General features: G+C 71.7%; 23 protein-coding genes and 2 pseudogenes. 15 read left to right on the forward strand and 10 right to left on the reverse strand.

The window, feature by feature from the left end; genetic code table 11:
• Positions 1-71: 71 nt before the first annotated feature.
• Complete coding sequence (locus ACIA8D_RS33330; RefSeq protein WP_399237933.1) at positions 72-449, reverse strand: MerR family transcriptional regulator; 378 nt, start codon at positions 447-449, stop codon at positions 72-74.
• Between the two features lie 85 nt (positions 450-534).
• Between ACIA8D_RS33330 and ACIA8D_RS33335 the strand changes: the two genes are divergently transcribed.
• The 3 genes from ACIA8D_RS33335 to ACIA8D_RS33345 all read left to right on the forward strand — a co-directional run bounded on the left by ACIA8D_RS33335 (position 535) and on the right by ACIA8D_RS33345 (position 2,377).
• A complete protein-coding gene (locus ACIA8D_RS33335) occupies positions 535-1,263 on the forward strand; it encodes an SDR family oxidoreductase (protein ID WP_399237934.1) in 729 nt (242 codons plus the stop codon).
• Positions 1,264-1,396: 133 nt separating this feature from the next.
• Positions 1,397-1,648 (forward strand): hypothetical protein, encoded by a 252-nt coding sequence (locus ACIA8D_RS33340; protein ID WP_399237935.1) that lies wholly within the window; start codon positions 1,397-1,399, stop codon positions 1,646-1,648.
• 30 nt (positions 1,649-1,678) lie between these two features.
• Entirely contained in the window at positions 1,679-2,377 is a 699-nt protein-coding gene (locus ACIA8D_RS33345) for a hypothetical protein (protein WP_399237936.1), read from the forward strand.
• 225 nt (positions 2,378-2,602) lie between these two features.
• Here the strand turns inward: ACIA8D_RS33345 and ACIA8D_RS33350 are convergent, their stop codons facing one another.
• Complete coding sequence (locus ACIA8D_RS33350) at positions 2,603-3,517, reverse strand: dihydrodipicolinate synthase family protein (protein WP_399237937.1); 915 nt, start codon at positions 3,515-3,517, stop codon at positions 2,603-2,605.
• 70 nt (positions 3,518-3,587) lie between these two features.
• On the opposite strand from ACIA8D_RS33350, the gene ACIA8D_RS33355 reads away from it, so the two are divergent.
• Positions 3,588-4,544: a LysR substrate-binding domain-containing protein gene (locus ACIA8D_RS33355; protein WP_399237938.1), complete on the forward strand. Its 957-nt coding sequence runs from the start codon at positions 3,588-3,590 to the stop codon at positions 4,542-4,544.
• A gap of 34 nt (positions 4,545-4,578) precedes the next feature.
• On the opposite strand, the pseudogene ACIA8D_RS33360 reads toward ACIA8D_RS33355, so the two are convergent.
• Positions 4,579-5,013 (reverse strand): annotated as a pseudogene (locus tag ACIA8D_RS33360) (CocE/NonD family hydrolase); the annotation flags it as partial.
• A gap of 107 nt (positions 5,014-5,120) precedes the next feature.
• Between ACIA8D_RS33360 and ACIA8D_RS33365 the strand changes: the two are divergent.
• Both ACIA8D_RS33365 and ACIA8D_RS33370 read left to right on the forward strand, forming a co-directional pair.
• Positions 5,121-5,381, forward strand: coding sequence for a hypothetical protein (locus ACIA8D_RS33365; RefSeq protein WP_399237939.1), 261 nt, complete (start codon positions 5,121-5,123; stop codon positions 5,379-5,381).
• A 151-nt stretch (positions 5,382-5,532) separates the two neighbouring features.
• The gene (locus ACIA8D_RS33370; protein ID WP_399237940.1) at positions 5,533-8,598 is read left to right on the forward strand and encodes a hypothetical protein; all 3,066 of its coding nucleotides are present in this window, start codon (positions 5,533-5,535) and stop codon (positions 8,596-8,598) included.
• Positions 8,599-8,726: 128 nt separating this feature from the next.
• Here ACIA8D_RS33370 and ACIA8D_RS33375 read toward each other — a convergent pair whose 3' ends face one another.
• Positions 8,727-10,154: a dihydrolipoyl dehydrogenase family protein gene (locus ACIA8D_RS33375; RefSeq protein WP_399237941.1), complete on the reverse strand. Its 1,428-nt coding sequence runs from the start codon at positions 10,152-10,154 to the stop codon at positions 8,727-8,729.
• Positions 10,155-10,306: 152 nt separating this feature from the next.
• Here ACIA8D_RS33375 and trxA point away from each other — a divergent pair, with 152 nt between their 5' ends.
• The gene (gene trxA, locus ACIA8D_RS33380) at positions 10,307-10,708 is read left to right on the forward strand and encodes a thioredoxin (RefSeq protein WP_399237942.1); all 402 of its coding nucleotides are present in this window, start codon (positions 10,307-10,309) and stop codon (positions 10,706-10,708) included.
• A 100-nt stretch (positions 10,709-10,808) separates the two neighbouring features.
• Here the strand turns inward: trxA and ACIA8D_RS33385 are convergent, their stop codons facing one another.
• Together ACIA8D_RS33385 and ACIA8D_RS33390 are read right to left on the reverse strand one after the other, a co-directional pair.
• Positions 10,809-11,840 carry a LacI family DNA-binding transcriptional regulator gene (locus ACIA8D_RS33385; RefSeq protein ID WP_399237944.1) on the reverse strand — a complete coding sequence of 344 codons (1,032 nt, stop codon included), beginning with the start codon at positions 11,838-11,840 and terminating at the stop codon, positions 10,809-10,811.
• A 62-nt stretch (positions 11,841-11,902) separates the two neighbouring features.
• Positions 11,903-12,979 (reverse strand): glycosyl hydrolase family 18 protein, encoded by a 1,077-nt coding sequence (locus tag ACIA8D_RS33390; RefSeq protein WP_399237945.1) that lies wholly within the window; start codon positions 12,977-12,979, stop codon positions 11,903-11,905.
• Positions 12,980-13,050: 71 nt separating this feature from the next.
• Between ACIA8D_RS33390 and ACIA8D_RS33395 the strand changes: the two genes are divergently transcribed.
• Complete coding sequence (locus ACIA8D_RS33395; RefSeq protein ID WP_399237946.1) at positions 13,051-13,506, forward strand: type II toxin-antitoxin system PemK/MazF family toxin; 456 nt, start codon at positions 13,051-13,053, stop codon at positions 13,504-13,506.
• Here ACIA8D_RS33395 and ACIA8D_RS33400 read toward each other — a convergent pair.
• Positions 13,491-14,351: a TIGR02452 family protein gene (locus ACIA8D_RS33400; protein WP_399237947.1), complete on the reverse strand. Its 861-nt coding sequence runs from the start codon at positions 14,349-14,351 to the stop codon at positions 13,491-13,493. The genes ACIA8D_RS33395 and ACIA8D_RS33400 overlap by 16 nt on opposite strands.
• 277 nt (positions 14,352-14,628) lie before the next feature.
• Here ACIA8D_RS33400 and egtA point away from each other — a divergent pair, with 277 nt between their 5' ends.
• The 4 genes from egtA to egtD are packed head-to-tail and all read left to right on the forward strand — an operon-like array spanning position 14,629 to position 18,999.
• Entirely contained in the window at positions 14,629-15,927 is a 1,299-nt protein-coding gene (gene egtA / locus ACIA8D_RS33405; protein WP_399237948.1) for an ergothioneine biosynthesis glutamate--cysteine ligase EgtA, read from the forward strand.
• Complete coding sequence (gene egtB / locus ACIA8D_RS33410) at positions 15,924-17,273, forward strand: ergothioneine biosynthesis protein EgtB (protein ID WP_399237949.1); 1,350 nt, start codon at positions 15,924-15,926, stop codon at positions 17,271-17,273. The genes egtA and egtB overlap by 4 nt, the downstream gene beginning before the upstream one ends.
• Positions 17,273-18,028, forward strand: coding sequence for an ergothioneine biosynthesis protein EgtC (gene egtC, locus ACIA8D_RS33415; RefSeq protein ID WP_399237950.1), 756 nt, complete (start codon positions 17,273-17,275; stop codon positions 18,026-18,028). Before egtB ends, egtC begins: the two co-directional genes overlap by 1 nt.
• Positions 18,025-18,999 carry an L-histidine N(alpha)-methyltransferase gene (gene egtD / locus ACIA8D_RS33420; protein WP_399237951.1) on the forward strand — a complete coding sequence of 325 codons (975 nt, stop codon included), beginning with the start codon at positions 18,025-18,027 and terminating at the stop codon, positions 18,997-18,999. Before egtC ends, egtD begins: the two co-directional genes overlap by 4 nt.
• Here egtD and ACIA8D_RS33425 read toward each other — a convergent pair.
• Complete coding sequence (locus ACIA8D_RS33425) at positions 18,996-19,868, reverse strand: class I SAM-dependent methyltransferase (protein ID WP_399237952.1); 873 nt, start codon at positions 19,866-19,868, stop codon at positions 18,996-18,998. The genes egtD and ACIA8D_RS33425 overlap by 4 nt on opposite strands.
• Positions 19,869-20,005: 137 nt before the next feature.
• On the opposite strand from ACIA8D_RS33425, the gene ACIA8D_RS33430 reads away from it, so the two are divergent.
• On the forward strand, positions 20,006-20,593 hold the full coding sequence (locus tag ACIA8D_RS33430; protein ID WP_399237953.1) for a TetR family transcriptional regulator: 588 nt from the start codon (positions 20,006-20,008) through the stop codon (positions 20,591-20,593).
• A 43-nt stretch (positions 20,594-20,636) separates the two neighbouring features.
• Here ACIA8D_RS33430 and ACIA8D_RS33435 read toward each other — a convergent pair whose 3' ends face one another.
• Positions 20,637-21,917 (reverse strand): extracellular solute-binding protein, encoded by a 1,281-nt coding sequence (locus tag ACIA8D_RS33435; protein ID WP_399237954.1) that lies wholly within the window; start codon positions 21,915-21,917, stop codon positions 20,637-20,639.
• A 161-nt stretch (positions 21,918-22,078) separates the two neighbouring features.
• On the opposite strand from ACIA8D_RS33435, the gene ACIA8D_RS33440 reads away from it, so the two are divergent.
• On the forward strand, positions 22,079-22,297 hold the full coding sequence (locus tag ACIA8D_RS33440; RefSeq protein ID WP_399237955.1) for a dodecin: 219 nt from the start codon (positions 22,079-22,081) through the stop codon (positions 22,295-22,297).
• Between the two features lie 89 nt (positions 22,298-22,386).
• Here the strand turns inward: ACIA8D_RS33440 and ACIA8D_RS33445 are convergent.
• Positions 22,387-22,670 (reverse strand): annotated as a pseudogene (locus ACIA8D_RS33445) (hypothetical protein); the annotation flags it as partial.
• Positions 22,671-22,742: 72 nt separating this feature from the next.
• Here ACIA8D_RS33445 and ACIA8D_RS33450 point away from each other — a divergent pair.
• Entirely contained in the window at positions 22,743-23,750 is a 1,008-nt protein-coding gene (locus tag ACIA8D_RS33450) for an LLM class flavin-dependent oxidoreductase (RefSeq protein WP_399237956.1), read from the forward strand.
• Positions 23,751-23,838 lie beyond the last annotated feature (88 nt).

Raw genomic sequence — 23,838 nt, forward strand, 5'->3', positions numbered from 1 at the left:
TCCCTCCTCCGCCTTGCGATCGCACGCACCAGGCCCCGCTCCCTGATCCGGCCTGATCCAAACGACAAGCCCTACGCATGTGTGTCCGTGAGGGCGATGACCTCGTCGAGGCGGTCCAGGGCGGCCTGCAGTTCGTCGGCCTTGGCCTGGATGCGGTCGCGCTCGGCGCGCAACATGGCTCGCTGCTCGGCGTCGGTGCGCCCGGAGTCCCAGCACGGAAGGAGTTCGGCGATCCTCCGGCTGGTCAGGCCCGCGGCGAACATCTGCTGAAAGAAACGGACGAGGGCGATGGTGTCCTGCCGGTAGAGCCGCTGGCCGGACGGGCTGCGCTCCGCGACGAGCAGCCCCTGCTGCTCGTAGTAGCGCACGGCGCGCACCGAGACGCCGGCGCCGCGCGCCAACTCGCCGATGCGGATCAGCCGCTCGGCCGCGGCCTCTGTGGCGGTCACGACTGCTCCCTCACCCAACTCATTCAACATCGCTTGGGGCGATCACTTGCCTCTGACGTCAACGTCAGGTTTTAGCGTACCGGGCATGGACATCAACGACTCAGTTGCCCTGGTCACCGGTGCGAACCGTGGCCTGGGCCGTGCCTTCGCCCAGCGCCTGCTCGAGCGGGGCGCCCGCAAGGTCTACGCGGCGGCCCGCCGTCCGGAGACCGTGGACCTGCCCGGGGTCGAGGTGCTGCCCCTCGACATCTCCGATCCCGCGTCCGTGAGGGCGGCGGCCGAGGCCGCCCCGGACGTCTCTCTACTGATCAACAACGCGGGGATCCAGACGGGGACCGACCTGGTGACCGGTTCGCTGGACGCGGTACGACGCGAGATGGAGACGAACGTCTTCGGCCACCTGGGAATGATCCGGGAGTTCTCGCCGACACTCGCCGGAAACGGCGGAGGCGCGATCGTCAACATCCTCTCCGCCATGTCGTGGTTCGGCGGCGCGGGCGCCGGTGCGTACCACCTGAGCAAGGCAGCGGCCTGGGCCATGACCAACGGCGTCCGCCTGGAACTCGCTGAACAGGGCACGCTCGTGACGGCGGTGCACCTCGGCCTGGCCGACACCGACATGGCCGCGGGCTGGCCCGTGGCGAAGCTCGCGCCGTCGGACCTGGCCGACGCGGCGCTCGACGGTGTCGCGGCGGGCGCCGCGGAGGTCCTCGCCGACCAGTGGAGCCGGGACGTGAAGTCCCGACTGCCGCTGGCGCCGGAGGAGTTCAACGCCGCGATGGACGGTGCCCTGGCCGGGCTGACGGCGGCCTGAGGGGGCTATCGGATCCGTCGGGCCCGGCCGCGACGGAAATGGTCTCCGTCCACCACGCGACCCCAGGCATGATGGGTTCGCAACGCAGGGGCACCCTCGAGAGACATGCGCCGAGTGTGGAGAGTTACGGGCCGTGAAGGACTTCCAGGACGACGAGTACTGCCTCTTCATCAATGGAGGAGTGGGCTCCGACCTGTGGTCCCTGGTGGCCGGCCAGGCCCTGGACGACCTCCTCTCCGACCCCACCAGCTGGGAATACCAGGAACCGGAGCGCTGGACATGTGTCGCATCCGGTGACCGGGACATCCACGAGCTGGAGGAGGGCATGTGCGACCGGGAGTGTTCGACGCCACCCGTTGAGACGCCGACGCCCGGTCGGCCCTGACCAGACAAAGCGGGAGCAGCCATAAATTCCTTGAGGATCAATTTCACGCCCGACAGCAGCAGGGACATCGGTTCGGGCTACGAAAAGGCCTGGCAGGCCGGCCGAGTCGACTTGGCGGCGCTCACCGCAACGGATCTGCGCTACGGGTTCTTCGAGTACCCGGTCGACCTCACGGTCGAAGGCCACGCTTTCCTTTCGGCTTCCCGACCTCCATTGATCGACATCATGTTCACTCTGGGTCATTCACTGCACGGCCTGCGTACTGACGGGTCCGCGAGTATCGATTTCACGGAGAACACGTACATGATCCACCTGGAGCGCACGCGCGAACAGGTGCTGTTCTCCGCCAGCCATGGCGCTGCAACGCCACGTCCGAGCTGCTCATTCGCCGCATTCACGTCCGAGGTTCGGTCATTCATCACCAAGGGCCTGGCATACCTCGAGCCTCGATACCCGGCGCTGGCACGCAATCCGGCCATGAGTGAACTGCGGGTACTGGCAGGCACCGGAATGGTCGAAGTGGAAAAGCTGGGGCGGATCGCTTCGGGCGACGAGCAAGGACGTTACGTATACGTCAAGGAGCTACCGGACGAACCACCGAGCTACTTGGTACTGACCGCCGCTGACCCGGACTTGAAGGCTGACGGGGGCGATGAGTGGGTGGAGGACTTCTCTTCCTTGGAACAGTTCTTCGGCGAGGGCAGGTGGCTCGTCGAATGGAACCTGTGAGGGGCACGGAGCCAAGCCCTCGGACGCACTCGCGCCTGATCGCCTGCTGGCAGCCGCTCGGGTTCATCAACTGTTCCGTTCGGACGAGTGGCCGGCTGAGACATCAACCAGTTTCCGGAAGGCATGCGCGACCAGGAACAGTAGGCACCGCCTCCCGGCGGTGGTTGCCCAGCGTTGCGCCTACGTCGGATTCGGCATCCACGACCTGGCCCGCCTCGCCCCTCCTCAGGCCGCAACCACCCTGGCCCCCGCGCCGGCCACATCCATCGCCCGGCGAACCGAGTCGGCGGAGGCGGCCAGCAGTGGCAGGCGAACGGCAGGGGTGGGGATGCGGCCTTGGGCGTGCAACACCCCCTTGATCACAGTCGGGTTGGGTTCGGCGAACAGGGCGGCGGAGGTCCGGGCGAGCTCGGCGCCCAGTCGGCGGGCCGCTCCGGCGGCGTCGCGCTGCCACAGCGAGATGAGCTCGGCGTAGTCGGCGGTACGGACATTGGCCGATGCCAGGATGCCGCCGGCGGCGCCCGCCGCGAGCAGCGGCGAGATGACGGCGTCGTCACCGCCGAGCACCGAGAAGCCCGGAGGCGTCGAGCCGAGCATCTCCACCGTCGATGCGTCGATGACACCGGTCGCGTACTTGACCGCGACGACCTGCGGCAACCGGCTGAGCGCGGTCATCGCACGGATACTGAGCGTCTGGCCGGTGCGGTACGGGATGTCGTACACGACGAGCGGCAGCCCTCCTTGTTCGGCGAGTGCCGTGAAGTGCGCCAGCGTCCCTGCCTCGCCCGGCCGGGTGTAGGGCGGTGCGGGTACCAGTGCTGCGGCAACGTCGCCCCTGCCCGCGAGTTCCCGCAGTGTCTCGATGGCGGCGGCCGTGTCGTTCGTGCCCACGCCGACGATCAGCGGCGCCCGGTGCACCCGGCAGGCCGCCGCGCAGATGCGGACCACAGCCCGCTTCTCGTCGGCGGTCAAAGTGGCCGCCTCCGCGGTGGTACCCAGGGCGACGAGCCCGCGGGCGCCGCCGACCGTCAGCGCTTCATCGGCGAGGCGGGCGAGCGCGTCAGGGGCCAGGCGCAGGTCGTCGGTGAACGGTGTCACCAAGGGGACGAACAAGCCGGTGAAGTTCGCTTCGGGCTTCATGTGCCCAGCCTCGCCGACACGACCCGGTAGATCCAGTTCACGTTTCTTTGCTCATGAGTAAGCTCACCTTATGCTCGATCTCCGACGTCTCCGTCTGCTGCGCGAACTGGACCGGCGCGGCACCATCGCCGCCGTCGCCGAGGCACTGTCCTTCACCGCCTCGGCCGTCTCACAGCAGCTGAGCGTGCTCGAACGCGAGGCGGGCGTACCTCTGCTGGAACGAAGCGGCAGACGGGTTGCGCTCACTCCCGCCGGCCACGCCCTCGTCACCCACGCCGACGCCGTCCTCGAACGCCTCGAACTGGCGGTCTCCGAGCTGGCCGGCGCGCGCGAGGGCATCGGCGGTCCGCTGCGGATCGGGACGTTTCCCTCCGGTGGGCCCGCGATCGTGCCGGCCACGCTCGCCGAACTGGCGCAGCGGCATCCCGCGTTGGAACCGATGGTGCAGGAGATCGACTCCGCGCGGGTCTCCGACGGCCTGCGCGCCGGTGAACTCGATGTGGCGCTCGTCCACGACTACGACTTCGTGCCCGCCACCCCGGACACCACGGTCGACCAGGTGCCCCTGCTGGACGAGCCGATGTATCTGGCCACGGGCGCCGCTGCCGACACCGACACATCATGGGGCGCCGCCGCCCGCGGTGACTCGCTGGCGGAGCTGCTCGGGCCGTGGGCCACCGCCCCGTGGATCACTGCCCGGGACGGGACGACCGGCCACGCGATGGCCGTCCGGGCCTGCCAGGCCGCCGGATTCCAACCACGCATCCGCCATCAGGTCAACGACTTCCGAACCGTTCTGGCGCTGGCCGCGATCGGGCAAGGCGCCGGATTTGTACCGGAGATGGCCACCGCGCACGCCCCTGAAGGTGTGGTGCTGACCCGTCTCCCCCTGTATCGCCGCTCAAAGGTCGCCTTCCGTACGGGCGGCGGCGCCCATCCAGCCATCGCGGCATTCGTGGCCGCGGCGCGAACGGCGGTCGACACGACGGGCCATCGCGGTACCAGTGCGGGAAGAACTCCTCATTGAGGATGCCGCCGTTGTAGACGACCTGCTCGTACACGTCGATGTCGGTGCCGATGGCGACCATCGCCTTGAGGTGAGCGGGGAGCAGGATCGCCACGGCGTGCTGGGTGACGGCGAGGTAGGACATGCCCCACAGGCCGACGTTGCCGTTGGACCAGGGCTGTTGACCGGCCCACTCGATGGCGTCCTCGTATGCCTCCGCGGTGGCAATGTCCCAGGGGGCCAGCGTGCCGGGACTCTTGCCGCTGCCGGGGCCGTCGATGCGAATGACGGTGTAGCCGTTGGGGACCCACACCGCGGTGTTGACCGTCTCGTGGTTCTCCCAGGGGATCCCGTCGGCGTTGCCGTGGACGTACTCGTCCTCCAACTGCTCGTGCACTTCGAGGTCGGCGTCACCACAGATGGAGTGGTGGTTGAACGCCTTGCCGTACACACCGCAGCCTATGCGTCGCGGAAGCGGCGGACCCCCCATGGCGTTGCGCCGCAGTTCGTTACGGGCGGCAGCCGGGGAACACAGTTGCCGCCGAGAACGGCGCCCTCGAACTGGGCTGCAACGGCCACAACCGGTTCATCGACCGCGTGGAGCGCCGGGACGGGGCCTGGCGCATCGCCGACCGCAAGAGCGTGTACGACTTCGCCACCTTCACCTTCCCCGCCGGGATCAAGGAGATCGACGCCGGCGTGGTGGCCAAGTACCCCCGCGAGTACGGCGCGTTGGCCTACGTACTCGACCAGAGCGGGTTCCCCGTCGAGCGCACCTTCGCGACCCAGGGCAGCGAGCTGGAACGCGAGATCAAGGAGTCGGCCTTCGCCTGGCTCTCGGCGGAATCCGGAGCGTGACAGGGACCAACCGCTCGTGCTTCCTGCTCGAAGTCCTGACGCTCGGGGCCTTCTCGCCCCGGTCCGGTGATCTTACGATGACGCGATGCGGTGTAAGGGGCGCGTGTGGCGCGGTGCACCCGGTGAATCGGGTGTATCCGGTGGATCCGGTGTGTCCGCCCTGGTGACACTGCTGTTGCTCCTGCTGTCGGGGGCGATGGTGGCATGGACGTTGAACGGCGCACTCGGTTTGTCGTTCAACGCGAAGGATGTGCCCACGGAACGGACACGGGCAGCAGCCCCGCACTCCTCCGTCGCCGCCCCGAACGTACGCGCGGTGACCGGTGCGCGAGGCGCAGCCGTGCGGCTCGCCGCGGAGGCAGTGCGAGACGCGTTCACCGAGCGGGGCCGACCCGCTCCGTCCGTCGCCGAGGGCGGCGGCAAGGCCCGTGTCCCCGCGCGCGAACTGGCCATCCGCATCGGGGCGTTGAAGGGCCGCGGCTCGGCCGAGCGTTACCGGATCGTGCGCGAGCACGGCGGCCTGGTTCTCGAGACGGCGTCCGCCGCAGGTGCCGCGACCGGGCTTTACCGGATGGCCGACCGGATCCGCGCCGAGGAGAACGTACTCGCCGACAACGGCCGGACCGTGACACCGCAGCTGGGCCTCCGCCTCACCGACACCGGAGGCACGGGCCTGGACATCCGGCGGTCGCGCTTCGCCCCAACCACGGACTACTCGCTGAACTCGGACGTCGTCGGCACCGCCCTGCTGCGACGCGCCCCCTGGGTCGACACCTCCAAGGTCGACGACATCGCGGCCCAGTTCCGCGCCTTCGTGCGCGGCGCGCTGCGCAACGGCTACAACGGCGTCGTCGTGCCCGGCTTCCTGGAGTACGTCACCTTCTCCGGTGTCGGGGACGGACACACCGTCTACCCGGCAGGCGATCCGCACATCGCGCGCGCCCGTGCGATGGTGAGGGCGTTCGCGCCGGTGTGGCGCTATGCCCACGACGCCGGGATGCGCGTCTACTTCCAGACCGACATGCTCGCCCTCTCCCCTCCACTGCGCACCTACCTGGAAAGGGAGTTGGGCGGTCTGCGCACCGAGGACCCACGACTGTGGTCCGTGTACGCCAAAGGCGTCGAGGAAGTGCTGCACTCGATGCCGTTCGCGGACGGCATCATGATCCGCACCGGGGAGGGCGGTTCCGCGTACGCCCTGCCCGGCTGGGACTACACCTCAGCGATCGACGTCACCACCGTCAGGGCGGTGCGCGCGATGCTGCGCGGTCTGCTCGGCGCCGTCGACCGGGCGGGCGGCGACAGAGACGTCATCTTCCGTACCTGGAGTGTGGGCGTGGGCGCCGTCGGCGATCTGCACACCGACCCCGACTCCTACCGCCAGGTCCTCCACGGTCTCGACGACCCGCATCTGATCGTCTCGACCAAGTACTCCCAGGGCGACTTCTACTCCCACCTCGCCCTCAACCCCACGCTGCTCGAAGGCTCCCAGCGGCGCATCGTCGAGTTCCAGTCCCGCCGCGAATTCGAGGGCCAGGGCGCGCTTCCCGACGACCTCGGCGCCCTCGAACAGACCGCGCTCAAGCACTTCCTCGCCTCCAACCCGCACATCGAGGGGGTCTGGAACTGGGCCCAGTCCGGCGGCCCCCTCTACGCCGGCCCGCGCGCCGTCTACCAGCGCGTCGGCTTCTGGCAGTTGTGGGATGTGAACGTGTATCTCACCGGCAGGCTCGCCCAGGACCCGGACACCGATCTCGCGCGGGCCCGCGAGGCCTGGATCCGCAAGACGTTCAGCGACGACGCGGACACCGTGCGGGCCATCGAGCGGATCCTCACTCTCTCCCGCCCCGCGATCACCAAGGGCCTCTACATCGGCCCGTACGCCGACACCTCCGCGAAGGCCCTCGGCCTCGAACCCCCGCCCATGATGTGGATCTTCGAGTGGGACATCGCGACCGGCGACAGTGCCGCGCTGTCCAGCATCTACGCGGCCACGCGCGACCGGTTTCCCGAAGCGCTCGCCGAGGGCCGCACCGCCCTCGACATCGCACGTCGCCAGCAGCGCCTGTGGGCCACCACGGAAGCCTCCACCTGGCACGACCCGCGTCTGCGCGAACAGTTCGGCGCGGCGCTCGCCTACCAGACGGACCTCTTCACGGTTCTCGGCGCGTACCGCTCGACGATTCTGTGGCACCAGCGGTGGCTCGACACGGGCTCCGCCCACGCGGCCGAACGGTGGCATGCGGCCGAGGCCCACTACCGCACCGCCGCGGCCACCCACGAACGCCACTACGGTCATCAACTCACCCTTCCCGCCTACAACTTCGCTGCGGCGGACCTCGGCCTGCAACGCGCCGACCGTGACCCGTCGATGGCCTGGTGTGCGCGCGGCCTTCTCGCACTCGTGCTCCTCGCCGTGGTCCTCGCGCTCACCCGGGGCAGCCTGCCGGGGGCCGCCGGGCTGCGGGCCCTGCTCGCCGGAGCACTCAGACCATGGCGCGCCCGCACTGCGCCGCAGCCGACCGGCCGCGTCGACCGGATCGCGCTGTGGCTCGTTCCCGGGCTCGTCCTCGCGCTCAGCCGCGGCATCCACACCTGGTTCCTGGCGCCGGTCCACGTGGCCGTCACCCTCGGCACATGGCTGGTGTTCGCGGCGGTTCTGCGGCTGGCCGCGGGCCGCGCCTGGCCGGCGCTCGCCGCGTGCGTCGGTGGTGTGGCGATCCTGCGCTCGGTGCTGCTTCTGGGTGTCCTCTCCGTACGGGGCCCTGGCTACTACTGGTCCGCGTTCTGGACCTCGCCGCACGGCAGATTCGCCTACGTGACGGTGGCGTGGGCCCTGTTCCTGTGGGTGGTCCCCGCCGCCTACTGGGCGCTGCGCTCCACCTTGCGGCGCCGCCCCGCGCTGGGCCGAGCGCTCACCGCCTGCGCGCTCCCACTCGCCATCGTCGGCGCGGCGGCCTGGGCCGCGGGCGCGGAGACGTCCCTGAGTACCTGGAACGACCAATTGGCGCTGCTGCCCTGGGGGTTGCACCGGATTCTCGGCATCACGGAGTACCTGGGCATCCCCTCCTCGATCCCCGCGGTGGTGACATGCCTCGGCGTGGTCCTCGTCTCCGCAGGGACGCTGCTCGGGTGGGCGGGTCGGTGGCACGGCCCCAGCGGCGCCCCGCCACCAGGGCCCGCCACCGGCCGCGTAGCTCCGGACGAGTCCGCCTGAGCATCGCGGCCCGGCGTGCACCTTGGCCGAGCCGCCCGCACCGTGACCGTCTGCGCTTGACGGCGATGGCCTAGGGCCTGTCGTTTGGATCAGGCCGGGCTCGCGGGGCCTGATCCAAACGACAGGCCCTAGCCCCGATACGTCTCCAGCAACCGCAACCACACCTCACTGATCGTCGGATACGCCGGCACCGCGTGCCACAACCGGTCGATCGGGACCTCGCCCGCCACCGCGATCGTCGCCGAGTGGATGAGTTCGCCGACGCCGGGGCCGACGAAGGTGACGCCCAGAAGGATCTCCCGGTCGAGGTCGACGATCATGCGGGCGCGGCCGCGGTAGCCGTCCGCGTAGAGGCCGGTGCCCGCCACGTTCGCCATGTCGTAGTCGACCGCGCGCACGCGGTGGCCCGCCGCCTGGGCCTCGGCCAGGGTGAGGCCCGCGCTCGCGGCCTCGGGGTCGGTGAAGACCACCTGGGGGACGGCGGACACGTCGGCCGTCGCGGCGTGGGCGCCCCAGCGGTCGGTCTCCAGGAGCGGGACGCCCTGCGCGCGGGCCATGATCGCGGCGCCCGCGATGCGCGCCTGGTACTTGCCCTGGTGCGTGAGGAGCGCGCGGTGGTTGGCGTCGCCGACCGCGTAGAGCCAGCTGCTTCCCTCCACCCGGAGGCTGTCGTCCACGGACAGCCACGAGCCGGGCTCCAGGCCCACCGTCTCCAGGCCGATGTCCTCCGTGCGCGGCGCACGGCCCGTCGCGAAGAGGATCTCGTCGGCTTCGAGGGTCGTTCCGTCGTCGAGGGTCGCCACCACCGTGCCGTCGGACGAGCGGTCCACCGACTTCACCGAGACACCCGTGCGCACCTCCGTGCCCGCCTCCCGCAGCGCGTCCGCCACCAGCTCGCCGGCGAAGGGTTCCATGCGTTCCAGCAGGGCTCCCCCGCGTACGAGCACCGTGACCTGCGAGCCCAGCGCCTGCCAGGCCGTGGCCATCTCGGTGGCGACCACGCCGCCGCCGACCACCAGGAGGCGGCCCGGGACGCGGTCGGCGCTCGTGGCCTCCCGGCTGGTCCACGGCTTGACCTCGTCGATGCCGGGCAGTGGCGGGAGGGCCGCGCGGGTTCCCGTGCAGACGGCGACCGCGTGGCGTGCCGTGAGAGTGGTCACGGTGCCGTCCTCCGCGGTGACCGTGACGCTGCGCGGTCCGTCGAGGCGGCCGTGGCCGCGGTAGAGGTCGATGCCGATGGACTCCAGCCAACCCACTTGGCCGTCGTCCTTCCAGTTGGAGGTGAAGTAGTCGCGGTGCGCGAGGACCGCGGGTGCGTCGAGCGGGCCCTGGACCGCCTGGCTCAGGCCGGGCACCCGGCGGGCGTCGGCGCGGGCGATCACCGGGCGGAGCAGCGCCTTGCTGGGCATGCACGCCCAGTACGAGCACTCACCGCCGACGAGTTCGCTCTCCACGATGGCGGCGCTCAGTCCACCGGCCCGCGCGCGGTCGGCGACGTTCTCGCCGACGGGTCCCGCTCCGAGCACTACGACGTCGTACGCGTTGGCTTCCGTCATGCGGCCCAGTCTCTCAGTGTGGTCGGATGTGTGCGTGCCGAGCACATGGGTACGAGCGCGGAATACGTCCGACATGCGGACGGTTGTGCACAGCGGCTTTGCCCCCTACGGCTTCGCCCCGAACCCCGGAAGCAGGAAGAGGGAAAAACACCATGAGCAGCACCACCACGGAGCTGACCAAGGAGAACTTCGATCAGACGGTTACGGAGAACGAGTTCGTACTGATCGACTTCTGGGCTGACTGGTGCGGGCCTTGCAAGCAGTTCGCCCCGGTCTACGAGGAGGCCGCGGAGGCCAACCCGGACCTGGTGTTCGGCAAGGTCGACACCGAGGCCCAGCCGGAGCTGGCCGCCGCTTTCGGGATCCAGTCGATCCCGACGCTGATGATCGTGCGTGACCAGGTCGCCGTGTTCGCGCAGCCGGGTGCGCTGCCCAAGGAGGCGCTGGAGGACGTGATCGGCCAGGCCCGCAAGCTGGACATGGACGAGGTCCGCGCGTCGGTCGCCGAGCAGCAGGCGAAGGCCGAGCAGGAGGGCCAGGGCCAGGAGGGCTGAGCCTCCTCCCTCGTCACTCGATCGACCCCGAGGCGGTCGCCCTGTACGGGCGGCCGCCTCGCGGCATGTCGTGACCTTCTGGTGCCGCCCGCCGACGACCTCAGGCCGATTCGCGCGCCACCAGCGTCACCGTCAGTGCCTCGCGCTGCGCGGGCTCCCCGTCCCTCTCCGGGTCCCTGACCAGCCGGTCGACGAGTTCCGCCAGCTCCCGGCCCGACGGCAGGTCGAGCCGCACCGTGCTCAGCCGCGGCCGCAGCAGCCGCCCGAGCATCAGGTCGTCGGCGCCCATCACGGCGACGTCGCCGGGGATGTCGACGCCCGCGTCCTGCAACGCGCGCATCAGCAGCATGGCGTACTCGTCGTTGTACGCGAACACGGCGTCGAGCCCCAACTCACCCACCTGTGCGGCCACTTGGGCGGCGTCCTGCTCGTCGTAGGCGAGCGGCAGCGGCACCGTCTCCGCGCCCGCCTGGCGCACGCCCTCCTGGCGCGGCACCGCGAAGACGTCGAGGCCCGCCTCCTTGGGCATGACCACGCCGATGCGCCGGTGGCCGCGGGCCATGAGGTGCCCGGCGGCGGCCCGGCCGACCTGCCGGTGGTCGGTGAGCAGGGCGTGCGCGCCCTCGACCGGCTCCGGGCCGAGCGTGATGACGGCGCGGGCGCCGGAGCGGCGGAGCACGGCGATACCGTCGGGGCCCATGCCGACCGGGCCGAGTACGGCCACCGGGCGCAGCTCGGCCCAGGCACGGGCGGCGGCGTCGCCGCCGAGGCCCACGCTGCCGTACTGCACGACGGTGTAGTCGAGGCGGCTCAGCGCCCACTGGAGTTCGTTGAGGAAGGCGCTGTAGAGGGGCCCGATCGGTACGTCGGGGGTCGGCACGAGGACGATCCGGGTGTGTCCCGCGCGCAGGCTGCGGGCGGCGGCATGCGGGACGTAGCCGAGTTCCTTGGCGGCCTTGTGGACGCGCCGCCGGGTCGGCTCGCTGATGCGGACCGCGCTCGTGTTGTTGAGGACGTAGCTGACGGTGGCGCGCGAGACCCCGGCGAGGCGTGCGACATCGGCACTCGTGGGCAGGGCGCCGGGGTTCGGCTGCGCGGGTACGGGCGGCTGCTGCTTCGGTATCTGCACCATGACGTACGGCATCCTTGCAGACGCCGTGCGGCGGGTGCGCCCAGCCCTGTGCCAGCCCTGTTCTACCCCTGCGCCAGGGTCTTCCAGAGTTTCGGCTCCTCGAAGTTCAGCGCCCACAGGACCGTGTTGCGTACGCCGTATTTCCGCAGGACGGGGAGGTGTGCGGCGGTGCCGGCGGCGTCCTGGTACCAGACGGTGCGGCGGGTGGCCTTCTTGCCCTTGCCCTCCGTGTATGTGAAGTGGGGGGTGCGGGATTCGGGGTCGAGGGCGTAGCGCGCGCCGACCTTGCGGCGCAGCGCCTCGGCGGATTTCGAGGTGACGTGCCGCGCGCGGTCCTTGCCACCGCCGTGGGGGCCGCCCACCTTCCAGTTCCAGCCGTACGCCGGCAGGCCCATCTCCAGCTTGGCGTGCGGGACTTGGGCGGTCGCGCGGGACAGGATCTCGTCGTACCACTGGGGCGAGGCAAGCGGGCCCGGCCTGCCCTCCGCGGAGTGCAGGTTGTACGCCATGATCCGCACGCGGTCGGCCGCGGCGCCCAGCTTCTCGTAGTCCCAAACGCGGCCCGTCGAACGGGTCTTGGGCATGACGGTCAGGTAGCACTTCTTGCCGGAGGCGTGCAGGCGTGCACAGAGTTCGGTGGCGAAGGCGGTGTAACCGGCGCGGGCCGCCCGGTACTTGTCGTCGGAGGCGACGGCGATGGACTCGTAGTCGATGTCGAGCCCGTCGTAGGCGCGGCTGCGGGCGACGTCGAGCAGGGCGTCGATGTGGCGGGTGCGGGACTTCTCGCTGTTGAGGACCTTGGCCAGGGTGCCCGGCTTCATCGCCTCCATGACCGTGGGGACGACCTCGATGCCGCGGGCGTGCAGTCCGTCGATGATGCGGCGCTCGCCCGCCCCGGTGTGTCCTGCGACGCGGGCCGCGGATTTCGTCTGGTACCAGAAGGGGCTGATGGTGCGGATCTGCGCGGCGTGGTCGAGGGCGTTCTGGTAGGCGGCCTCCTGGTCCCAGTACGGGAGCCACGCGGAGACGGTGCGCGGGGGTGCGGCCTCGGAGGAGGCGGCGGGTCCCGCCGGCGCCGCGGCGGTGAGGGCGAGGGTGCCCGCGAGGACGCTGAGGACAGTGCTGTGACGTCGTTTCATGGGGCGAGCCTGCGACTCATCCGGCGTACCCGCCGCAGGGATTGGGCCGGTCGGCGTCTAACGTGACCCGCGTGACTGCCTATACGGATGACCAAGCGTACGAACACCCCGGCCGCGGCGGCGCGACGGCCACGGTGGAGGCCGAGCCGAGCCGGGTGGGGAAGGTGCGCACCGAGTACGCGCCCGCGCACAACGGCGACCCGGACCCCGGCGAGATCGTGTGGACCTGGGTGCCGTACGAGGAGAACGACGGGCGCGGCAAGGACCGCCCGGTGCTCGTCGTCGCCCGGGAGGCGGCCGGCACGCTGCTGGCCGTGCAGCTGTCCAGCAAGCGGCACGACGGCGACCGCGAGTGGGTGGCGCTGGGCTCCGGCCCCTGGGACCGGGACGGCCGGGACTCGTGGGTGGACCTGGACCGTGTGCTGCGCGTGCACGAGAAGGGGATGCGCCGCGAGGCCTGCGCGCTTGACCGCGGCCGGTTCAACACCGTGGTGCTGCGGCTGCGGGAGCGCTACGGCTGGCGGTGAGCGCCCGTGCGAGACGCCCCGTCGTCCGCCCGGCCGAAGGCGCGCTCGAACGCAAGGCGGGTGGGCGCGCCCATCGTGCGGTCGAGGACGGCGAACACGACCTGCTCGAAGCGGCCCGCGAAACGCCCTTCGAGCAGGTCGCGGAAGGCCTCGGCCACCTGCCCGGGGTCGTTGCGGAACACCCCGCAGCCCCAGGCACCCAGGACGAGCCTGCGGTAGCCCTCGGCCGCGGCGACCTCGAGGACGCGCTCGGCGCGCGCGGCCAGTGCCGCGGGTATCTCGGGCACCCGCTCCGGGGTGCGCTGCGCGATCACGCCCGCGTTCGGCGCGGGTGAGGTCAGGAAGCCCGCCTCGAATGGTGTGTCGAGCAGTCGGCCCTGGTCGTCGCGGAAGACCGGGACGGCCGGTGCGTGGATGACGCGGTCGGTGTAGAAGGCGTCGCGGTGCTCGCGGTGGTGGGCGTAGAACCCGGGCACCTCGGTCAGGCACGCGTACAGCGCGGAGCAGCGGCACAGGGCCTCCTCCTGGGCCTGCGCCCCGTTGAGGTAGCCGCCGCCCGGGTTGCGCGCCGACGCGAAGTTCAGGACGGCGACCGGCCGCGGCCGCTCCCCCGTCCTGCGGCGCGCGGCCTCCAGGCTGCTCTCGCCCGTGACCTCGATGCTCGTCCGGTCCACCGGCGACATCGGCGGCACGGGAACCGGGTCGGGCCCGTACATCCTGGTGCCCGCCCGCGCCCGCGCCACCGCGGCGCCGATCGTCACCACGCGGCCCCCGTCGCCCGCGTACTCCCCCGAGTCGACGATCTTCTCCGTGCTCCGCGCGAGCTCGCGCAGTCGTGCGCTCACGCCGCGTCCCTCGCCCTCTCCCCCGTCGTGTTCATGAATCCATCGTGTACGCACAGTGACCGCGCGGGCAACAGGTTTTCGTCTCACCTGGAGAAGCCCCAAGAAGTCCCGAGAAGACCCGCAGATGTCCAGACGCACTCTTGTGCGAGGCGCCCGAACCGTCTTGGGTGGAGGGTCTGCGTCGCCCGGAAGGGGCTGTTTGTCGGCACCCGGCCGAATCGACGGGATGGCCCCCACCGGGGACCATGGAAACGTGCGAAACAGGAGGAATCCCCCCATGAGCGAGGGAGACTGTACGGCGCTCGGTGACCTGGTCACCGAGGCCGAGGCGGAGGCCCTGGTACGGGGCATCTGCTTCAAGACCGGACCGCCCCGCAGGGTCGGGGTCGAGCTGGAATGGATCGTGCACGAGCCGCGCCCCCTGCTGAAGCCGTGGCTCCCCTTACCACCCGAACGACTCGACGCGGCATACGTCGCACTGCGCGCCCTGCCCCTGCGCTCGGCGCTCACCGTGGAACCCGGCGGGCAGCTGGAACTCAGTTCGCTCCCCGCCGACACCCTCAGCGAATGCGTCTCGGCCATGCGGGCCGATCTGACCGCCGTCCGCACCGCGCTCCGCGGCCACGGACTCGTCCTCTCCGGCCACGGCACCGATCCCTGGCTGCCGCCGCGACGCGTTCTCCATCAGCCCCGCTACGACGCCCTGGAGGCCTCGCTCGACCGGGCCGGGCCCGCCGGGCGCTCCATGATGTGCTCGTCCGCGTCCGTGCAGGTGTGCCTGGACGCGGGGCACGAGGAGCCGGGTCCGCAGGGACTCGGGCGGCGCTGGCGCCTCGCGCATCTGCTGGGCGCGGTCCTGGTGGCGGCGTTCGCCAACTCGCCGATGCTGTCCGGCCGTCCGACCGGCTGGCGCTCGACACGGCAACTGCTGTGGGAGCGCATCGACGTGGGCCGCTCCGGCGGCGTACCGCTGGACTTCGACCCGCGCGAGGCATGGGCGCGGCACGTGCTCGACGCGCCCGTGATGTGCGTGCGCTCTGACGATGGGCCCTGGCAGGTACCGGACGGGCTGACCTTCCGCGAGTGGGCGCGCACGGGCGCGCCGCGCCCGCCGACCCGCTCGGACCTCGACTATCACCTGACCACCCTCTTCCCGCCCGTGCGCCCGCGCGGGCACCTCGAACTGCGCATGATCGACGCGCAGTCGGGCGACGACGGGTGGCTGGTGCCGCTCGCCGTGACGACCGCGCTTTTCGACGACGCGCAGGCCGCCGAGACCGCCTACCGGGCGGTCAAGCCGCTCGCGGAGCGGGCGGGTCCGCTGCCGGCCCCGCACAACCCTCTGTGGCGCGACGCGGCCCGGCTCGGCCTCGCCGATCCCGAACTGCGCGAGGCCGCCACGGCCTGTTTCACGACGGCTCTGGAGGCGCTGCCGAGGATCGGCGCAGATCCGGAGGTGCGGCAGGCGGTCGCCGACTTCACGCACCGCTACGTCCTGCGCGGGCGCTGTCCCGCCGACGACGTGCTCGACCAGCTCACGCGAGAACCCGCACAGGGGAGGACCGTCCGATCATGACCGCCGAGGAGAACGTCACCACGGCCCCGGAGGCGCTCCGTGGCCGCGCCGCGGACGCCCTTGAGGCCGCGCGGCGCCGTACGACACTGCTGACGAGCTGCGTCGAAGAGGGCGAACTCACCGCCCAGCACTCGCCGTTGATGTCGCCGCTCGTCTGGGATCTCGCACACATCGGGAACCAGGAGGAGCAGTGGCTGCTGCGCGCGGTCGCGGGGCAGGAGGCGATCCGCCCCGAGATCGACCCGCTGTACGACGCCTTCGAGCACCCGCGCTCGGAGCGCCCGAGTCTGCCGCTGCTGGCGCCGACGGAGGCCCGCGGCTATGCCGCGGACGTCCGCGGTCGGGTCTTCGACGTGCTGGAGAAGGCCTCGTTCGAGGCGGAGGGCGCGCGGAGTCTGACCCGCTCGGGCTTCGCCTTCGGGATGATCGCCCAGCACGAGCAGCAGCACGACGAGACGATGCTGATCACCCACCAGTTGAGGAAGGGCGGCGCGGCACTCACCGCACCCGACCCCGAGCCGCTGGAACGGCCCTACGACGGGCCCGCCGAGGTCCTCGTCCCCGGCGGCCCGTTCACGATGGGCACGACGGCCGAGCCCTGGGCCCTGGACAACGAGCGGCCCGCGCACACCCGCCTGGTACCGCCGTTCCACCTCGACACGACGCCGGTGACGAACGCCGCGTACCTGGAGTTCGTCGAGGAGGGAGGCTACCGCCAGGAGCGCTGGTGGACGCCGGACGGCTGGGCGATGGTGCGCGAACACGGCCTGGAGGCCCCGCTGTTCTGGCATCGCGAGGCCGGGCAGTGGCTGCGCCGGCGGTTCGGGGTGACCGAGCCCGTACCGCCGGACGAGCCCGTGCTGCACGTCAGTTGGTACGAGGCCGACGCCTACGCCCGGTGGGCCGGGCGGCGGCTGCCGAGCGAGGAGGAGTGGGAGAAGGCGGCCCGCCACGACCCGGCCACCGGGCGCTCGATGCGCTACCCGTGGGGCGACGCGGATCCGACACCCGACCGCGCGAACCTGGGCCAGCGGCATCTGCGTCCGGCTCCGGCGGGCAGCTATCCGCTGGGTGAATCATCGCTCGGCGTACGGCAGTTGATGGGCGACGTGTGGGAGTGGACGTCCAGCGAGTTCCTGCCGTATCCGGGGTTCGTGGCGTATCCGTACCGCGAGTACTCGGAGGTGTTCTTCGGGGACGGCTACAAGGTGCTGCGCGGCGGCTCGTTCGGCGTGGACGCGGTGGCCTGCCGGGGCACGTTCCGCAACTGGGACCATCCGATCCGGCGGCAGATCTTCTCCGGGTTCCGCACGGCCCGCGACGCCGAGCCGCGGGAGCGTGCCTGATGTGCCGTCACCTGGCCTATCTGGGGCCGCCCGTGCCGCTCGGTGAGATCGTCGACGGGCCGCCGCACAGCCTGTTCCGGCAGTCGTGGGCACCTCGCAGACAGCGGCACGGCACGGTCAACGCCGACGGCTTCGGGGTGGGCTGGTATGCCGAGGGCGACCCGGTGCCCGCCCGCTACCGCCGCGCCGGACCCATCTGGGGCGACGCGGCCTACCAGGACCTGGCGCGCGTGGTCTGCTCAGGGGCGCTGCTCGCGGCGGTCCGCGACGCCACGCTCGCCGGGGCGGACGGCGAGGCCGCGGCGGCCCCGTACGCGAACGGCCCCTGGCTGTTCAGCCACAACGGGGCGGTGCCGGACTGGCCGCAGTCCCTGACCTCCCTGGCACCCACCCTGCCGCCGGCGGACCTGCTCTCCATGGAGGCCCGCTGCGACGCGGCGTTCCTGTGGGCGCTCGTCCTGCACCGGCTGCGGGCGGGCGACGAGGAGGCGCAGGCGCTCGCCGACACCACCCTGGAGATCGCCGAGGCGGCGCCCACCGCCCGCCTCAACTTCCTGCTCACCAACGGCGAGACGATCACGGCCACGGCCTGGGGCGACACCCTGTGGTACCGCACCGACCCGGGCCGTTCCGTGGTCGTCGCCTCCGAGCCCTTCGACGACGATCCGCACTGGATCGAGGTCCCCGACCGCACGCTGCTCGCGGCGAGCCGCACCGACGTCCTGTTGACCCCGCTCAAGGAGCCCTCCGCGTGAGCCCGTTCCGCATCACCCGCACCCTGCCCGAGGACGCCACCGGCGCCGCCCTGCGGGCCGACGTCCTGCACGGCCTGACCGGCACGCCCAAGACCCTCCCGCCCAAGTGGTTCTACGACGCGCGCGGCAGCGAACTCTTCGACGAGATCACGCAGTTGCCCGAGTACTACCCGACCCGCGCCGAGCGCGAGATCCTGATCGCGCGCGCCCACGACATCGCCGAGGCGACCGGTGCGCGCACACTCGTCGAGCTGGGCTCGGGCTCGTCCGACAAGACCCGCCACCTCCTCGACGCGCTCACCGACCTGACGACGTACGTGCCCGTGGACGTGAGCGAGAGCGCGCTGCGCGGCGCGGCGGACACGCTGCTCGCCGAGCGGCCCGCGCTCGACATCCACGCGATGGTCACGGACTTCACGGCCGCGTTCGACCTGCCCGCGACGCCGGGCCCGCGGCTTGTCGCCTTCCTCGGCGGCACGATCGGCAATCTGCTGCCGGACGAGCGGTCCGCGTTCCTGGCGGCGGTGCGCGGACTCCTGGAGCCCGGCGACTTCTTCCTGCTCGGCACGGACCTGGTCAAGGACGAGGCGACGCTGGTCACGGCCTACGACGACGCGGCGGGCGTGACGGCCGCGTTCAACAAGAACGTGCTGACCGTGATGGACCGCGAACTCGGCGCGGACTTCCACCCCGACGCGTTCGAGCACGTCGCCCTGTGGAACGCCGAGTGCGAGTGGATCGAGATGCGGCTGCGCGCCACCACGGCCCAGACCGTGAAGATCCCGGCGCTCGATCTGGAGGTCGACTTCGCGGCGGGCGAGGAGGTGCGCACGGAGGTCTCGGCGAAGTTCCGCCAGGAGGGCGTGAAGGAGGAACTGCACGAGGTGGGGCTCGAGTTGGGCCACTGGTGGACGGACACGGAGGGACGGTTCGCACTGTCACTGAGCAGGGCGTCGGCGGGGAAGCCCTAGGTGCTGGGCCCTGCAGGGGCGGCGGACGGGCGGACGGCCGTGACCAGCCAGCTGGTGCTGCGCAGCCGGACCGTGCCGTCCGCCGTCTCGTGCCCGCGCAAGTGGTCGGTCAGGACGCGGCGAGCGCCGGCCCGGGCATCCGGTTCGGCCTGCTCCAGCAGGTGGCGGCCGGGGCCCGTGCCCAGCAAGAACTCCGCGGCGTCCGCGGCCCCGCTCCCCCATGTCCCGTACGCCTGCGCCCGGTCGACGGCGATGCCTTCGAATCCGGCCGCGGTGAGGACGTCTCGGATGCGGTCCTGCGAGGCCAGGGAGAACATGCCGGGCAGCCCCGGACGGCCGAGGTCGCCGATCGGCAGCAGGTCCCGCAGGGCGGCCATCGCCGCGACCCAGTCGTTGAGCGCGGCGTCGGCCGGGCAGACGAAGGCCAGGCGGCCGCCGGGGCGCAGCGCCAGGCCGACGTTGGCGAAGGCCGCGACCGGGTCGGCGTAGAACATCACGCCGTAGCGGCTGATCGCCGCGTCGAAGGAGCCCGGTTCGAAGGGGTGGGTCTGTGCGTCGCCCTGTGCGAAGGAGACGTTGGGGACGGCCTCCTGCTCCGCCCGGGTCCGGGCTTCGGCCAGCATGGGGCCCGACAGGTCGAGGCCCAGCGCGTGCCCCTGGGGCGCGCGGAGCGCGGCGAGGCGGGTGGTCTGCCCGGAGCCGCAGCCGAGGTCGAGTACCCGGTCTCGGCCGGTGATGCCCGCGGCGTCGAGGAGCGGCTCGTTGAAGCCTTCGTTGACGGCGTTCCAGCGGTCCTGGTGGCGGGCCCAGTGGACGCCTTCCGGGCCGTTCCACGCCTGCGCCTGCTCGGTGTTGACGATGTCCTGCACGGTGCCTCCCCAATAGAGGAACGGAGTTTGGGCGCGCGCCCAAACTGTATGGGCACGTGCCCAAACCGGCAATCCCCGCTACGATTCGACGAGTTGTGCCCCAGGCGGGCAGTGCAGGCGAAGCGGAAGAGAGGCCCATGTCACCGCGCGGAGTGGCGACCCCGGACGTGCGCGAGCGGCTGTTCGCGGCTGCCGAGCGCGTCGTGCAGAGGGACGGTCCCGGCGCGCTCACGAGCCGGGCCGTCACCACCGAGGCGGGCTGCGCCAAGGGGCTGCTGCACACGCACTTCGCGGGGCTCGACGAGTTCGTCGCCGAGCTCTGCCTGGACCGGTTCGCGCGGACCGCGGCGAAGGCGCGGGCACTGTCGGGGCTCACGGGGCAGGGCACGGTGGCGGGCAACGTCGATGCCGTCGCCCTCGCCCTGTTCGAATCCGGCGGGCCCGCCGTCTCCGGCCTCGCCATGACCCGCCCGGCCGCCGCGCTGCGCGTGCGCGAGGCCCTGGAGGGCGGGGCGCCCGGCTTCACGGCGATCCAGGAGGCGGTCACCGACTACCTGGAGGCCGAGCGGCGACTCGGCCGGGTGCCCGGGGCGCTGGACGCGGGCACGGCGGCCCTGACCGTCGTCGGCACCGCCCACCACCTGCTGATGACGAGCTGGCCGGGCGCGCCCGATCCACGGCCCGCGATGACGCGCCTGGTGGCGCAGCTGGTCGCCGGCCCTTAGGGCCTGTCGCGCCGCCGGGCAGGCGGGAGTTCGACGACAAGCCCTAGTTGCGCTCGTCGAGGCGGCCGGTGATCTCGCGGGAGGCACGCTTCGCCTCCGTCGCGGGGTCGCCGCCGGCGAGGACCTTCGACATGTACTCCTTGATGGGGTTGGAGCCCGCCTCCACGTTCGGCCACAGCGGGGAGCCGGGTGTCGCCTTGCCGTGGGCGGCGCCGACGGCCATCGCGGCCACGCCCGGCTCGCCCGCGACCGCGCCGGCGAGGGTCGTCTTGTTCGGCACGTAGTTCATGGTGCGGGCCAGGTCGGTGTTCCACTTCTCGCCGGCCAGCGCCTTGACGACCTCGACCGCGCCGTCGCGGTCGTCGGTGTTCGCCGGCACGATCAGGTCGGAGCCGCCGGTGAACACCGTGCCCGGCCGGCTCGACGTCTTGCCGGGGATCGGGAAGTAGCCCAGCTTGCCCTTCAGCCGCGGGTTCTTCTGGAGGATGCGCTGGGTGGCGCCCGGCACGGAGATGATCTGCGCGATGTCGCCGCGGGCGAACTCCTCGGCCTGCGGCGGGTGTTCCTCGTCGGCGTCCTTGGGGCCGCCGCCCAGCGCCTGGAGCTGGCGGTAGAAGGCCATGCCGCGCAGAGCGGCGGGGGTGGCCAGGGCCCCGGACCAGACACCGTCGGACTCCTTGGCGAGATGGCCGCCCTCGTCCCAGATGAACCCGGAGAGCGTGTACCAGTCCTGGCCCGCGAGGTAGATGCCCTGGGTGCCGCCGGAGTTCAGGGTCCGGGTCACGTCGAGCCACTCCGCGCGCGTGGTGGGCGGCCTGTCGATGCCCGCCTGCCGGAAGAGGTCCTTGTTGTAGACGACGACGCGGTTGGCCGCGTACCAGGGGATGCCGTACTGCCGGGAGGAGTCGACGCCGGGCTCGGCGAGGCCGGGCAGCCAGTCGTTCATGCCGAGGTCGCGCGCGGACTCCAGGGAGAGGTCGAGCAGGCCGTCCTGCTCGACGTAGCCCGGGACCTGGGTGTTGCCCACCTCGATGACGTCGGGCGCGCCGGACTCGCCGCCGTGCCGCTCGTCGAGCGCCTTGGTGACCTTGGCGCCGATGCCGGTCCAGTCCTGGATGCGGATGTCGAGGGTGAGGCCGTCGTGCCGGGCCTCGAAGTCCCGCGTGAAGCGCTCGAGGAAGTCCTCGGACGCGCTGCCCCGCATCAGCCACACGGTGACCGAGCCCTCCCCCTCCCCCGTGCCCGGCAGGGCCCCGCACGCGGTGAGGAGCGTGCCGGTGGCGAGGAGGGAACCGAAAATCAGGGCAAGGCGGCGGGAGTTCACGTCGGTCACTTTCTGCCTGCGGACAGGGAAGGTCGGCCCGACGTGGGGGAAGAGCGCGCGGCTCGTACGGGCGTTCAGGGAGTTTGGTATAGACCAACGTAAGGGTCAAGGGGTGCGCCATACGGATGGCGGGTCGGGCCGCCCTGGGGCACGGTGGAACCATGTCGAACCACACGTATCGCGTCACCGAGATCGTCGGCACCTCTCACGAGGGCGTGGACGATGCGGTCCGCAACGGGATCGCGCGCGCCTCGCAGACCGTTCGCAACCTCGACTGGTTCGAGGTCACGCAGGTTCGGGGGCAGATCGTCGACGGCCAGGTCGAGCACTGGCAGGTCGGTCTGAAGGTGGGCTTCCGTCTGGAGGGCGACGACTCCTGAGCCGCTCCCCGGCTCACGTCCCCCCGCTCAGGTCCGCCCCTGACGACCGCAGGCCGGCCCGGCACACCAAGCTGGACACCCTGCGCCGCCTCGCGCCGCATGTGGAGGGGCCCGTCCGGCAGTGCCTGCGAGGCGAGCCACGCCACGGTGTCGGCGCGGCACCGCTCCGGGCGCCCGGTCAGACGACCTCGCACTCCTCGGCGCAGGAGAGGGCGAGCGCGACGCCCTCGGCAAGCGGCGGATCGTGCGGTGCGGCAGCGAAGAACGCGTCCCAGTCCCGCGGCCTGCGCTCCAGGAACCGCTGCCGGTGCGCCGTGTCGGCGAGGGTGCCGTCGAGGTCGAAGACGGCGAGGGGGCGTCGGTCGCCGGCCATGCCGCCCACCCTAATCCGCGGCCCTCGCGCCGAGGCGGGAATCCCTGGGGCACCACGGCGTTGAGACAAGGTGTGAGCACCGTGATCGAATCGACCCGCTTCTCCGTCCTCGACCGCTCCCGCACCCGCGAGGGGCACAGCGACCAGGACGCGCTGCGCGACACCGTCTCCCTGGCCCAGGACCTGGAGCGGCTCGGCTACCACCGTCTGTGGGTCTCGGAGCACCACGGTGTGCCGGGGGTCGCCGGTTCCGCGCCGACCGTGCTCGCGGCGGCCGTCGCCGCGGCGACCCGCATCATCCGGGTCGGCACCGGCGGCGTGATGCTGCCCAACCACCAGCCGCTGGTCGTGGCCGAGCAGTTCGGGGTCCTGGAGTCGCTCTTCCCCGGCCGTATCGACATGGGGCTCGGCCGCTCCGTCGGGTTCACCGACGGGGTCCGCAAGGCGCTCGCCCGGGACAAGGACGACGCCGAGGACTTCGCCGCGCAGCTCGACGAACTGCTGGCGTACTTCACCGGCACCTCGGCCACGGGCGTGCACGCCCGCCCCTCCGAGGGCCTGGCCGTGCCGCCGTTCGTGCTCGCGATGGGCGAGGGCGCCTCGATCGCCGCCCGCGCCGGCCTCGCGATGGTGATCGGCGACCTGCGCTCGCGCGAGAAGATGCTGCGCGGCATCGACCGCTACCGCGAGGAGTTCCGCCCCTCGCCCTGGGCCGCGGAGCCGTACGTCGTGATCTCGGGGACGGTCGCCGTGGCGGGCAGCGAGCCGGAGGCGCGCCGCATCCTCGCCCCCGAGGCCTGGTCGATGGCCCACTCACGCACGCACGGCACGTTCCCGCCGCTGCCGCCCGCCGGGAGCATCGCGGGTTTCGAGATGACCGACAAGGAACGGGAGCTGCACGAGTCCGGGCTGCGCGGCCACATCGTGGGCACGGAGCAGCAGGTCACCGACGAGCTGGAGACGGTGATCAAGGACAGCGGGGCGCAGGAGGTGCTGGTGACGACCAGTACGCACGACCGCGAGGCCCTGCTGGAGTCGTTCCGCCGGCTGGCCAGGATCGCGCGTCTGACGCCCCGCTAGGGCTTGTCGTTTGGATCAGGCCGGATCAGGGAGCGGGGCCTGGTGCGTGCGATCGCAAGGCGGAGGAGGGAGGCGACGCGGAGCGTCG

The organism is Streptomyces sp. NPDC051684 (assembly GCF_044453445.1).
Classification (GTDB): domain Bacteria; phylum Actinomycetota; class Actinomycetes; order Streptomycetales; family Streptomycetaceae; genus Streptomyces.